The 12839-nt window shown below is 62.8% G+C and carries 14 protein-coding genes; 4 read left to right on the top strand and 10 right to left on the bottom strand.

Going from position 1 to position 12839, the window contains the following annotated elements; translation table 11 throughout:
* Positions 1-6 precede the first annotated feature (6 nt).
* The 3 genes from rlmN to AC5STB_RS05865 all read right to left on the bottom strand — a co-directional run bounded on the left by rlmN (position 7) and on the right by AC5STB_RS05865 (position 2298).
* The gene (rlmN, locus tag AC5STB_RS05875; protein ID WP_495442038.1) at positions 7-1188 is read right to left on the bottom strand and encodes a dual-specificity RNA methyltransferase RlmN; all 1182 of its coding nucleotides are present in this window, start codon (positions 1186-1188) and stop codon (positions 7-9) included.
* 95 nt (positions 1189-1283) lie between these two features.
* A complete protein-coding gene (locus tag AC5STB_RS05870) occupies positions 1284-1634 on the bottom strand; it encodes a lysozyme inhibitor LprI family protein (RefSeq protein WP_495442037.1) in 351 nt (116 codons plus the stop codon).
* 133 nt (positions 1635-1767) lie between these two features.
* The gene (locus AC5STB_RS05865) at positions 1768-2298 is read right to left on the bottom strand and encodes an invasion associated locus B family protein (protein WP_495442036.1); all 531 of its coding nucleotides are present in this window, start codon (positions 2296-2298) and stop codon (positions 1768-1770) included.
* A 192-nt stretch (positions 2299-2490) separates the two neighbouring features.
* Here AC5STB_RS05865 and AC5STB_RS05860 point away from each other — a divergent pair, with 192 nt between their 5' ends.
* Positions 2491-3489 carry an asparaginase gene (locus AC5STB_RS05860; RefSeq protein WP_495442035.1) on the top strand — a complete coding sequence of 333 codons (999 nt, stop codon included), beginning with the start codon at positions 2491-2493 and terminating at the stop codon, positions 3487-3489.
* A gap of 37 nt (positions 3490-3526) precedes the next feature.
* On the opposite strand, the gene AC5STB_RS05855 is transcribed toward AC5STB_RS05860, so the two are convergent.
* From AC5STB_RS05855 to serB, 5 genes are all read right to left on the bottom strand, one after another.
* Entirely contained in the window at positions 3527-3847 is a 321-nt protein-coding gene (locus AC5STB_RS05855; RefSeq protein ID WP_495442034.1) for a YciI family protein, read from the bottom strand.
* Between the two features lie 29 nt (positions 3848-3876).
* Positions 3877-4314 carry an SRPBCC family protein gene (locus AC5STB_RS05850; RefSeq protein WP_495442033.1) on the bottom strand — a complete coding sequence of 146 codons (438 nt, stop codon included), beginning with the start codon at positions 4312-4314 and terminating at the stop codon, positions 3877-3879.
* Positions 4311-4631 (bottom strand): ArsR/SmtB family transcription factor, encoded by a 321-nt coding sequence (locus tag AC5STB_RS05845; protein ID WP_495442032.1) that lies wholly within the window; start codon positions 4629-4631, stop codon positions 4311-4313. Before AC5STB_RS05845 ends, AC5STB_RS05850 begins: the two co-directional genes overlap by 4 nt.
* 65 nt (positions 4632-4696) lie before the next feature.
* Positions 4697-5455, bottom strand: a complete 759-nt coding sequence (locus AC5STB_RS05840) for a TSUP family transporter (RefSeq protein ID WP_495442031.1) — start codon at positions 5453-5455, stop codon at positions 4697-4699.
* Positions 5456-5463: 8 nt separating this feature from the next.
* Positions 5464-6339: a phosphoserine phosphatase SerB gene (serB, locus tag AC5STB_RS05835; RefSeq protein WP_495442030.1), complete on the bottom strand. Its 876-nt coding sequence runs from the start codon at positions 6337-6339 to the stop codon at positions 5464-5466.
* A gap of 527 nt (positions 6340-6866) precedes the next feature.
* Between serB and AC5STB_RS05830 the strand changes: the two genes are divergently transcribed.
* The 3 genes from AC5STB_RS05830 (at position 6867) to AC5STB_RS05820 (ending at position 10505) form a co-directional block, all read left to right on the top strand.
* Positions 6867-8021, top strand: coding sequence for a phosphoserine transaminase (locus AC5STB_RS05830; protein WP_495442029.1), 1155 nt, complete (start codon positions 6867-6869; stop codon positions 8019-8021).
* 63 nt (positions 8022-8084) lie between these two features.
* On the top strand, positions 8085-9680 hold the full coding sequence (gene serA / locus AC5STB_RS05825; protein ID WP_495442028.1) for a phosphoglycerate dehydrogenase: 1596 nt from the start codon (positions 8085-8087) through the stop codon (positions 9678-9680).
* A 96-nt stretch (positions 9681-9776) separates the two neighbouring features.
* Positions 9777-10505, top strand: a complete 729-nt coding sequence (locus AC5STB_RS05820; protein WP_495442027.1) for a metallophosphoesterase family protein — start codon at positions 9777-9779, stop codon at positions 10503-10505.
* A 76-nt stretch (positions 10506-10581) separates the two neighbouring features.
* On the opposite strand, the gene tdh is transcribed toward AC5STB_RS05820, so the two are convergent.
* Complete coding sequence (tdh, locus tag AC5STB_RS05815) at positions 10582-11610, bottom strand: L-threonine 3-dehydrogenase (protein ID WP_495444562.1); 1029 nt, start codon at positions 11608-11610, stop codon at positions 10582-10584.
* Positions 11611-11624: 14 nt separating this feature from the next.
* Positions 11625-12812, bottom strand: a complete 1188-nt coding sequence (locus AC5STB_RS05810; RefSeq protein ID WP_495442026.1) for a glycine C-acetyltransferase — start codon at positions 12810-12812, stop codon at positions 11625-11627.
* Positions 12813-12839 lie beyond the last annotated feature (27 nt).

Genomic DNA, 12839 nt, shown 5'->3' with positions numbered 1-12839 from the left:
GCCGGGTCACTTCATCCCGGCTTCGGCCCCGCTGCGGCTCTTGCGGGCGCGCTCAGTGGCCGACTTCAACTGGCCGCAGGCCGCCATGATGTCGTCGCCGCGGGTCTTGCGGATCGGCGAGGCGTAGCCGGCCTGATAGACAATATTGGCAAAGGCCCGGATGCGGTTGTTGGAGGACCGCTTGTACGGGCTGCCCGGCCATTCATTGAACGGGATCAGGTTGATCTTGGCTGGGATGTTGTAACGCTTGATGTGCTCGATCAGCCGGTGCGCGTCCTCGTCCGAGTCATTCACCCCGTCCAGCATCACATACTCAAAGGTGATCCGCTCAGAGTTCGACGCCTTCGGGTAATCGGCCAGCGCCTGCAACAGCGCGTCGATGTTCCAGCGTTTGTTGATCGGCACCAGCACGTCGCGGGTCTCGTTCGTGGTGGCATGGAAGGAAATCGCCAGCAGGCAGCCGATTTCCTGCGCCGTGCGGGCGATCTCAGGCACCACGCCAGAGGTCGACAGCGTGATCCGGCGGCGGCTGAGGGAGATGCCCTCCGGGTCCATCGCGATCTTCATCGCGTCACGCACGTTGTCAAAGTTATAAAGCGGCTCACCCATGCCCATCAGCACGATGTTCGACAGCAGGCGCGTCTCTTCCTTAGGCGCGCCAGGCACCGGCCACTCCTCCAGATCGTCGCGCGCCATCATCACCTGGCCGACAATTTCGGCCGGGGTCAGGTTACGCACCAGCTTCTGGGTGCCGGTATGGCAGAAGGAGCAGGTCAGGGTGCATCCCACCTGGGAGGAAATGCACAGGGTGCCGCGGTCATCCTCAGGGATATAGACCACCTCGACCTCGTGGCCGCCATTGATCCGCACCAGGTATTTGCGGGTGCCGTCGGTCGAGACCTGCTTGCTCACCACTTCTGGGATGCGGATCTCAAAGGTCTCCGCAAGCTGCGCGCGGTAAGCCTTAGCCAAGTTGGTCATATCGGCAAAGTCGCGCTTGCCCCACTGATAGATCCACTGCCAGATCTGACCGACCCGCATCTTGGCCTGCTTTTCCGGGGTGCCGTGCTCGATCAGCACGTCGCGCATCCGATCGCGGGTCAGACCTACAAGATTGATCTTGCCGCCCTCAGGCTCCTTGCGGGGCAGGGTCATAACATCCTGGGTGATCGGCGCGCTGGCAGTCATGGCAAAAGCCTCGGGTGATGGTGTGCGGATGCGGCTCTATATAGGATTCCCGTCAGAGATCAAAAGGAATCCTGTGAAAAAGCCGTCGGAGCACGTCACCGGGCGTATTGCATCAGTTCATCAACTCTGGCGCGCCCAAGTGTTATCCTGCACGAACGGATCGCAATGCCAGTGCCGGACCCGCCGCCGTATGTCGCCCCGGCATAGGCGCAATGCGCCTCACGGTAGGCGTCCCACGCCGTCTGCCCGGCCTCCAGCGCAGGAACCGCAGCGCTTCGTTCTGTGATCTTGTCGAGATCTTCCGCGCCATCCCGGGCAAAGCGCAATGCCATGGCCAATGCGGTCTCAACACGCGCTTCGTCGTTGGCGACGCATTCGCCGATTTCCATCTGAGAGCCGGCATCGCTGCACTCAAGCGCGGGATCGGCAAAACCGGGTTGAGCCATCAATAGCAAGAACCCGAAAACGCAAAGCAGCACGGCAGGCAGCTCCTGCCTCATGCTGCGCGCCCAGTGGATCTCTGGCAAGAAAAACCGGCGCGGGGGGCAGGGGCTGGCGTCTTTCATGCGGCGAAGGAGGTCACTTGCTGCACCGCTTTTCAGCGTCTTCCACCGCGGCGGTGAAGCCCAGCAAAGAGAAGGTGTCTTTGGTCTGGGTGCCGCGGGCTGATCGCGCGGTCAGCACTGCATCGGTGCCGCGCTTCATGGCGGTGACGATCTTGGCATCATCCGCGGGCGTTGCCGGCCAGGCCCATTCACCCTCGGTGAACAGCTCGAACTCGGATTCGCCAATGGCCAGATTCACGGTCGACCCCGGCGCAAACGGATAGCCTCCGGTGAAGCTCACCTCGCCCTTGGGCGCGTCGCTGCTGCGGAAGGTGACAAACAGCTGGATCTCGCTGCGGCGCACGGCCACGACGCGGCCGTCGCGGGTGTTCACGGTTTCCTTCGGTGCGGAAACCCCCCAGCATTCATTCGGATCATTGCCTTCGAAAACGCTCCAATCCACCTTGGCCGCAACCCGGTTGTTCGACGTTTCTTGCGCAATTGCGGCGGTTGCCAATGCTGCCAGACACAGGCCCGCAGCCACGCGGGCGAGTTTCAATGCCATTTGTCCCGACTCCAAGACTGTTCTTTCATACCTCAAAACCAAGCAAAGGGCCCGCAGCGTTCATCCGCTGTCTGGTCCCGATCCCCTCGCTTGCGCTACACAAGCACACTAACGTAACTAGCACCACGGGCGAAAGTGCGTTTTGGCAGGATTTCGCCCAGAAATCCGCATGCAAACACGAGGGGAGACATCATGCCGAATCCAGTGCCCATGGCCGAAGTCTGGCGCGGCCCGCTGCTGGAAAGCCTGCACCTGGGCCATGCCGTCATTTGCGACGACAGCGGCCAGGTGGTGCGCAGCTGGGGCGACCCGGATGCTGTGATCTATCCGCGCAGCTCCGCCAAGATGATCCAGGCGCTGCCGCTGATCACCTCCGGCGCTGCCGCGCGCTACGGGCTCACGTCTGAACAGTTGGCGCTGGCCTGCGCCTCCCACAACGGCGCGCATATCCACACGGACCGGGTCAACGCCTGGCTGGATCAGCTGGGCATGGATGATGACGACTTCCGCTGCGGCCCGCAGCTGCCGGACGACATTCCCGCCCGCAACGAGCTGATCAAGACCGACAACAGCCCCTGCCAGGTGCACAACAATTGCTCCGGCAAACATGCGGGCTTCCTGACCCTGAACCAGTATCTGGGCGGCGGTTCGGAATATATCGAGGTGGACCACCCGGTGCAGCAGGCCTGCCTGGCCGCGTTTGAGGAAACCACCGGCCAGGACAGCCCGGGCTACGGTATCGACGGCTGCTCGGCCCCGAATTTTGCCACCACCGTCACCGGGCTGGCGCGGTCGATGGCCTGGTTCGCCAGCGCCGCAGACCGTTCCGACCGCGCCTCGGATGCTGCGCAGCAGCTGGTTGCAGCCATGACCGCGCATCCCGAACTGGTGGCCGGCGAGACCCGCTGCTGCACCAACCTGATGCGAGCGATGGGCGGCAAGGCCGCGATCAAGACCGGGGCCGAGGCGGTGTTCATCGCCATCCTGCCGGAGCAGAAACTGGGCGTCGCGCTGAAGATTGCCGACGGCAGCACCCGCGCCAGCGAATGCGCGATTGCGGCGCTGATGGTCAGCCTTGGTGTGCTGGACGCAGAGCACCCGGAGACCCGCAAGTATATGAACAAAATGCTCTACAGCCGCCGCGGGCTGGAATGCGGGTCAATCCGACCTGCTGCTGAGCTGCTGTTCTGAAATCAAATGCCCCGGACGCAGATCCGGGGCATTTGTCTTACATCTCCATCTCGATGATTTCAGCGACTTCGACCGAACCGTTGCCATCCGCCACCATCGGGCAGCCCTTGGCCATTTCGCAGGCGGCATCCTGATCAGCCGCTTCCACCACTGAGTAGCCGGACAGCGGATTGGCACCGCCATTATCCGCAACCCCGCCTGCGCTGACGGTCTTGGACATCCCAACCGGTGCGCCCGGCACCTTCAGGGCGTCGCCCATCGATGCCATCCAGTCTTTCCAGGCCTGCATGACCTTGGCGCCCTCTTCCTCGCTCTCCGGGGTCTTGCCGCCATGATAGGCGAAAATGAACTGTGGCATTGGTCTACTCCCTTAGTTTTGTTGACGGTTCAGGATTCTGCGCTCAGCTGTGCCTCCAGTTTGCGCAAGGTGGAGGTCCAGCCCTCTTTGTGCCGCGCGGCAATTTCATCATCGCCAAGATCACGGTGATCGACCACCAGCATGGCGCCGTCCCCGGCGGCGGCAACGGTAAAGGTCACATGGCTCTCGGCGCCGCGGCTGCCGTCCTCCTCATGCCAGGCCCAGGTGAAGCCAACGGATCTCGGCACATCCACATGGGTCACCTGGCCAGAGACATGAAACCGCTGCCCGTCGCTGTTTTGCATCACCGAATACCAGGCGCCGGTGCGGCTCAGATCCAGGTCATGTTCCGGGATGGAAACCCCTTCCGGTCCCCACCATTTCAACAGTTTCTCAGGGGTGGTTACCCAGGCAAACAGCTTCTCCGGGCTGACCGGAAAGGTCCGTTTCAGCTGCAGGTCGCTCATGCGCCTTCCTCCATCAGGGCCGCTTCCAGCCTGTCCAGGCTTCCTTCCCAGAAGGCGCGGCGCGACTGGGTCCATTCGGCAATCATCCGCAGTCCTTCGGGACGTGCGGAATACAGCCGCCGTGTGCCGTCGGCGCGCTGCGTCACCAGCCCGGCCTCGCGCAAGACTTTCAAATGGCGGGAAATAGCAGGGGCTGAAATGCCGGCGCCAGGGGCCAGATCCCCGGCGGGCAACTCGCCTTGCGAAATCAGCTGATCCACAATCGACAGGCGGGTTTCGTCCGACAGGGCGGCAAAGGACTTCAGAATCGGTGTCATGCCTATTTTTAGCATTAATGTTAATTAAGTAAAGGGTTAAATATAGGAGCGGCCGAACCCGGCCGTCACATCATATCCCACAGCAGCTTGGCTGCCAGCGTTACCGACGTCACCACCAGCAGCGGCTTGATCACCTTCGCCCCCTGTTTCCTGGCCAGCCCGGCACCCGCGCGCGCCCCGGCGATCTGCGCACAGCCCATCAGTAGGCCGGTGACCCACCAGGGCGTCGCAAAAAACGAAAACGCCACCAACCCGCCGGCGTTGGAAGCGAAGTTCAGCAGCTTGGTGTGGGCGGTTGCACGCAGGATGCCGTATCCCGCCAGCGACACAAAGGCGAGCATATAGAAACTGCCCGCGCCCGGTCCCAGCAGCCCGTCATATGCGCCGCACAAGGGGATCATGGTTGCAGAGAACAGGGCTGGCGACAGGCGGCGGTGCCGGTCCTGATCGTCCAGCCCCTTCTTAAGGGCAAAGAAGATCGCAATCCCGATAAGAACCACCGGCAGGATCATCCGGATCCATTCGGTAGGAAGGTAGGCGACCAGAAACGCGCCCGCAACCGCCGCGGCAAAGGCAATCAGCGCCGGCCGGATCTGGGCCTTCAGGTCGACATGCCCGGCCCGGGCGTATGTGGCCGCGGCGGTCGCCGCGCCGAACATACCCTGGATCTTGTTGGTGGACAGCGCGGTGACCGGGTTAGCCCCGGCCAGCAGCAGAACCGGAACGGTGATCAGCCCGCCGCCGCCTGCAATCGCGTCGATGAATCCGGCGGCGAACCCCGCTGCCAGCAACAGCAGCAGGGTCTCAAAACCCACTTCCAGCATGTAAATTGTCAGCCTTTGAAATCGTCCTGGGCGTAGCCCTGGATGTACAGCAGCGCCGTCAGGTCGCCGTGGTTGATGCGGATATCGCACTCCGCCGCGACCGAAGGCTTGGCATGCAGCGCCACGCCCGCGCCGGCGCGCTTCAGCATGCCCAGGTCATTGGCGCCGTCACCCACCGCAATCACATCCGCCTCGCTGATCCCCAGCCGCGCAGTGATTTGCTCCAGCGCCTCCACCTTGGCTTCCCGCCCCAGAATCGGGCGGCTGGCCTCTCCGGTCAGCTTGCCGTCCTCGGCCAGCAGCGTATTGGCGCGGTTCTCGTCAAATCCAAGCTCTGCCGCCACCCGTGCGGTAAACGCCGTGAACCCGCCTGACACCAGCGCCGCATAGGCGCCATCCGCCTTCATCGTTGCCAGCAGCTGCTTGCCGCCGGGCATCAGGGTGATGCGCTCTTCCAGCACCTTGGTGATCACCGATTCCGCCAGCCCCTTCAGCAGCCCGACCCGCTCGGTCAGCGCCCCCTCGAAATCCAGTTCGCCATTCATCGCCCGGGCGGTAATGTCTTTCACGCGCGCGCCGACGCCTGCCTCCTCGGCCAGCTCATCAATGCATTCCTGCTGAATCATGGTGGAGTCCATGTCGGCCAGCAGCATCTTCTTCCTGCGCCCGGCGCTGGGCTGAATGACCAGATCCACACCCATCCCCTGCAGGTCGGCCCAGACGTCCCAGCGGTTGTCCGGCATCTGTTTCAACGGAAACTCCGCCGCTACCCCCAGCGCCAGCCAAACAGCCTCATCGCCGCCCCAGGCATTGCGCAGCGATTCGATCAGCGCGGGCTCCAGCACCGGTTGGGCAGGGTTGCAAAGCAGGGTGGCGGTGTACATTGGCGGGCTCCAAATCTGTTCTTTGATGGCCTTAGGCTAAAACGCGACCTGTTTTAAGACCTAAGCGACTCTTTTTGCTTGCTTTATTGTGTGCGACTCATTGATGGTGGGGGAGAGGCCCGCTGGCACACTAGATCTGGTAGCGACTGCTCCAGGAAGGAGGTGATGTTAAGTGGCCAAATCGTGTAAGAAGGTGCCCCGCACCGTACGGACGACCAATAAGCCGGGACCCAAGACTGTTCCGGTGAAGCCGCACCGACGCTCGAAGCCCAAAAAGGGCTGCTAATCCGCCAAGATTATGCATGAAACGCCGGTGGGCCTCTCAATAGAATCACATGAAGATTCCTAGGGCAACAACTTTCCTTGGCGTTTGTTGTGTTTCCGATGGTGGAAATTCATGTCGCAAAAAACAGATGAACAGCCGCATTTTTCTGAAATTTCTGTTGCGTGCCGCGCTGCAGCACACTAGCTCTGATGGCGGGACACCCCTCCCCAACGAGGGGCGCTTATCTGGAAGGGTAGCATTTATGGCTATTGAACAACCTGCCGCGCGGCCGGCCAATCCGCGTTTTTCGTCTGGCCCTTGCGCCAAACCTCCCGTCTTTGACCTGACAAAACTTGCAGGCGCGCCGCTGGGCCGCTCGCACCGCGCTGCGGTGGGCAAGGAAAAGCTGAAGGCGGCGATCGAAGGCACCCGTGAAATTCTGAACATCCCCGCCGGTTACAAGATCGGCATTGTGCCCGCCTCCGACACTGGCGCGGTGGAAATGGCGATGTGGAACCTGCTGGGGGCCCGCGGTGTGGAAATGCTGGCCTGGGAAAGCTTCGGCTCCGGCTGGGTGACCGACGTTGTGAAACAGCTCAAGCTGGACGCGACTGTCAAAACCGCCGATTACGGCCAGATCGTGGATCTTGCCTCTGTCGATTTCACCAATGACGTCGTGTTCACCTGGAACGGCACCACCTCCGGCGTGCGGGTCCCGAACGGCGACTGGATCCCGGCGGACCGCGAAGGGCTGACCATCTGCGACGCCACTTCTGCCGCCTTCGCCCAGAACTTGCCCTGGGACAAGCTGGATGTGACCACCTTCTCCTGGCAGAAGGTGCTGGGCGGCGAAGCGGCGCACGGCATGATCATCCTCAGCCCCCGCGCCGTCGAACGGCTGGAAAGCTACACACCCGCTTGGCCGCTGCCCAAGATCTTCCGCCTGACCAAGGGCGGCAAGCTGATCGACGGTATCTTCCAGGGTGCCACCATCAACACGCCCTCGATGCTGGCGGTGGAGGACTACCTGCTGGCACTGGACTGGGCCCGCACCGTCGGCGGCATGGAAGGCCTGCGCGAACGCGCCTATGCCAACCTCGCTGCAGTGCAAAGCTTTGTGCAGGACAACCCCTGGATTGCCTTCCTGGCGGAACAGCCGGAATATCGCTCCAACACCTCAGTCTGCCTCAAGTTCGCTGACGAACGCATCAAGGACGGCGCTGCCTTTGCCAAGGCCGTGGCCAAGCGTCTGGAAAGTGAAGGCGTGGCTTATGACATCGGTGCCTACCGCGACGCGCCCCCGGGCCTGCGCATCTGGTGCGGCGGCACGGTTGAGGCCACCGACGTGGCGGCTCTGATGCCCTGGATCAAATGGGCCTTTGAGGCCGAGATCGCAGCCCAGACCGAAGCCGCCTGAGCAACCTCTTGGGCGGGCGGCAACGCCCGCCGTCCTAGCACAGACATTCCAAGGACCACAGACATGGCTCCCAAAGTACTCATCTCCGACAAGCTGTCTGAGGCCGCCGTCCAGATCTTCCGCGACCGCGGCATCGACGTCGACTTCCTGCCCGACGTGGGCAAGGACAAGGACAAGCTGGCCGAAATCATCGGCCAGTACGACGGCCTTGCGATCCGCTCCGCCACCAAGGTGACGGAAAAAATCCTGGAAAACGCCGAAAACCTCAAGGTGATCGGCCGGGCCGGCATCGGCACCGACAACATCGACAAGGAAGCTGCCTCCAAGCGCGGCGTTATTGTGATGAACACGCCCTTTGGCAACATGATCACCACTGCCGAACATGCCATCGCAATGATGTTTGCCGTCGCCCGCCAGCTGCCGGAGGCCTCTGCCTCCACCCATGCTGGCAAGTGGGAAAAGTCCAAGTTCATGGGCACCGAGCTGACCAGCAAGACCCTCGGCGTCATCGGCGCCGGCAACATCGGCGGCATCGTCTGCGACCGTGCGCGCGGGCTGAAGATGAAAGTGGTCGCCTACGACCCCTTCCTCAGCAACGACAAGGCCGACAAGATGGGCGTCGAAAAGGTTGAGCTGGACGAGCTGCTGGCGCGCGCCGACTTCATCACCCTGCATGTGCCGCTGACCGACCAGACCCGCAATATCCTGTCCAAGGAAAACCTGGAAAAGACCAAGAAGGGCGTGCGCATCATTAACTGCGCCCGCGGCGGCCTGGTGGACGAAGCCGCACTGGCAGAGCTTTTGACCTCTGGCCATGTGGCAGGCGCCGCCTTTGATGTGTTCTCGGTGGAACCGGCCAAGGAAAACGCCCTGTTCGGCCTGCCCAATGTGGTCTGCACCCCGCACCTGGGCGCCGCCACAACCGAAGCCCAGGAAAACGTGGCCCTGCAAGTGGCTGAGCAAATGTCCAATTACCTGCTGACCGGCGCGGTTGAGAATGCGCTCAACATGCCCAGCGTCACCGCTGAGGAAGCCAAGGTCATGGGCCCGTGGATCAAGCTGGGGGACCACCTGGGTTCCTTCGTGGGCCAGATGACCGACGAGCCCTTGAGGGCAATCAACATCCTCTACGACGGGGTGGCCGCAGGCATGAACCTGGACGCGCTGAACTGCGCGGTGATCGCGGGTATCATGAAACGCTCCAACCCGGAGGTGAACCTGGTCTCTGCGCCGGTTGTAGCCAAGGAGCGCGGCGTCCAGATCTCCACCACCAACCAGGATAAATCCGGCTCCTTTGACGGCTACATCAAGGTGACCGCGGTGACGTCCAAGCGCGAACGCTCTGTGGCCGGCACGGTGTTCTCCGACGGCAAGCCGCGGTTCATCCAGATCAAGGGGATCAACATCGAGGCGGACGTGGGCGCGCATATGCTCTACACCACCAACGAGGACGTGCCCGGCATCATCGGCGCACTGGGCCACACCCTGGGCGGTCACGGCGTCAATATTGCCAACTTCACCCTCGGCCGGTCCGAGGCGGGCGGCGAAGCCATCGCGCTTCTCTATGTGGATGACGAGGTGCCGGCAGAGGCCCGCGCCAAGCTCGCCGAAACCGGGCTGTTCAACCAGATCAAGCCGCTGGAGTTTGACGTGGTTTGAGTGCGGAACGTGTAAACGGTTCAATCGGAAACGCCGCCCGGCTATAAGGGCGGCGTTTTCATGTTTCCCGGCAGCGCCGCGGCAAAGGATCCTGATATGACCAGCCCCATCTATGCGATCGGAGATATCCACGGCCAGCTCGGCATGCTGGAGCAGGCGCTGTCCCTGATTGAGGCGGATGGCGGCCCGGATGCCCGCATCGTCTTTCTGGGCGATTACACCGACCGCGGGCCGGACAGCCGCGGCGTGATTGAACGGCTGGCGCAAGGGCAGGCCGCGGGCCGCAACTGGATCTGCCTCAAGGGCAACCATGACCGGATGTTCGAATGGTTCATGGAGGACACGCCCCGCCACGACCCGCATCTTCTGATCGGCTACCACTGGCTGCACGAGCGGATCGGCGGGGTCGAAACCTTGGCTAGCTACGGGGTGGCCTTCGAAGACCGCACCCGGCTCGATGCGCTGCACGCCCGGGCCAAGGAGAGGATTCCAGCGCAGCACGCTGAATTCCTGCGCAGCCTTCCCGCGCTCTACGAAACGCCGGATCTTGCGTTCGTGCACGCCGGGATCCGGCCTGGCGTGCCGCTGTCCCAGCAGAATGAGAACGATCTGATGTGGATCCGGCAGCCCTTTCACCAGCACACCGGCGCACACCCGAAGCTGATCGTGCATGGCCATACGCCCGTGGACAAGCCCAGCCACTTTGGCAACCGCATCAACCTCGACACCGGCGCCGGCTACGGCCGCCCGCTGGCCGCTGCGGTGTTCGAAGGCCGCGATTGCTGGAGACTGACAGAAGCAGGCCGCCAGCCGCTCCTTCCCTGATCCCTTTCTTCTGGCTGAAAATATCCTGGGGGTGAGCGTCGCTGGCGCGAGGGGGCAAAGCCCCCTCAACCAGTCCTCAGTCCCAGTCCAGCACCACCTTGCCGCTGGACCCGGATTTCATCGACGCAAAACCCTCGGCAAAGTCATCGGCGCCAAAGCGGTGGGTGATGACCCGGCTCACATCCAGCCCGTTCTGCAGCATCGCGATCATCTTGTACCAGGTCTCGAACATCTCCCGCCCATAGACGCCCTTGATGGTGATCGCCTTGAACACGATGCGCGACCAGTCGACCGGCGATTTGCCCGGCGGAATGCCCAGCAGGGCGATCTTGCCGCCCATCACCAGCGCCTCCACCATCTGATCCAGCGCCGCCTGACTGCCGGACATCTCCAGGCCGACGTCAAACCCCTGTTTCAGGCCCAGTTCCCGCACCACATCCTGCAGGTCTTCCTCGGCCACGTTCACCGCCCGCACCGCCGGCACCACATGCCGGGCCAGCTTCAGGCGGTCCGGGTTGATGTCAGTGATCACCACATGCCGCGCACCTGCGTGCTTCGCCACCGCCGCCGCCATGATGCCGATGGGTCCGGCGCCGGTGATCAGCACGTCCTCGCCCAACAAATCAAAGCTCAGCGCGGTATGCACCGCGTTGCCCAGCGGGTCCAATATGGCGCCGATCTCATCCGGGATGTCATCCGGCAGCGGCACCACGTTAAAGGCCGGCAGCTTCAGATACTGGGCAAATGCCCCTTGCTCGTTCACCCCGATGCCGCGGGTGCCGGGGTCCAGGTGGAATTTGCCGGCCCGGCTCTGGCGCGAATCCGTCTTGATCAGATGCCCCTCGCCGGAGCAGCGCTGCCCGACCGTCAGATCGGTGACATTACGGCCGATCTCGACGATTTCGCCCGCGAACTCATGGCCCGTGATCATCGGCACCGGCACGGTGTGCGCCGCCCATTCATCCCAGTTCCAGATATGGATGTCGGTGCCGCAGATGCCGGTTTTCTTCACCTTGATCAGCACCTCGTCAGGGCCGATCTCCGGCACCGGCGCCTGCACCATCCACAGGCCCTCCTGCGGATGGCTCTTTTCCAGCGCCTTCATCGTGTTCGGACGGCTCATGACACAATCCCCAGTTCCTTGCCCGCCTTGCCAAAGGCCGCCAGCGCCCGGTCCAGCTCGTCCCGCGTCAGCGCGGCGTTCATCTGCGTGCGGATGCGGGCCTGGCCGCGCGGCACCACCGGAAAGAAGAAGCCGGAGACATAAACGCCCTCGTCAAACAGCCGCGCCGCCATGTCCTGCGCCAGCTGCGCCTCGCCCAGCATCACCGGGATGATCGGATGCTCGCCGGGCAGCAGGTCAAAGCCCAAGCCTTCCAGCCCCGCGCGCCAGTATCTGGCATTTTCGAACAGCTGCGCCCGCAAGCCCTCCCCTTCCTCGACCAGCCGGATCGCCTCCAGCCCGGCAGCAACAATTGATGGCGGCAGCGAATTGGAGAACAAATAGGGCCGCGCCCGCTGCCGCAGCAGGTCGATCACTGGCTGCGGCCCGGCGATATAACCGCCGATGGCCCCCCCAAGTGCTTTGCCCAATGTCCCGGTGACGATATCCACGTCCACCCCGAAATGCTCCGGCGTGCCGGCGCCCGTGGCGCCCATGAACCCGGTGGCGTGGCAGTCATCCACCATCACGATGGCATCGTATTTTTCCGCCAGTGCCCGGATTTCCGGCAGCTTGGCCAGATAACCGTCCATCGAGAACACGCCGTCTGTCGCGATCATGATATGCCGCGCGCCGTCCTCGCGGGCCTGCTTCAGCCAGGCTTCCAGATCGTTCATGTCGCTGTTGAGGTAACGGTACCGCTTGGCCTTGCACAGCCGGATGCCGTCGATGATTGAGGCATGGTTCAGCGAATCCGAGATAATCGCATCCTCCGGCCCCAGCAGCGGCTCGAACAGCCCGCCGTTGGCGTCGAAACAGGCAGCGAACAGGATGGCGTCATCCTTGCCCAGGAACTTGGCCAGCCTTTGCTCCAGCTCCCGGTGAATGTCCTGGGTGCCGCAAATGAACCGGACTGAGGCCATGCCGAACCCCTTGGGATCCATCGCGTCCCGGGCCGCCTTGATCAGGTCGGGGTGATCGGCCAGCCCCAGATAGTTGTTGGCGCAAAGGTTGATCACCTGCCGGTCCCCGACAGTGATTTCCCCGCCTTGCGGGGAGGTGATCATTCGCTCGCGCTTGTACAGCCCTTCGGCCTCAATCTGGGCCAGCGTGTTGGAGATGTCGGTCAGAAAATCGGTGGACATGCGCAAACTCCCTTGGTGTCTCGAGTC

The organism is Leisingera sp. CC-HEC093 (genome assembly GCF_059429195.1).
This window is presented reverse-complemented; position numbering and strand designations above follow the sequence as displayed.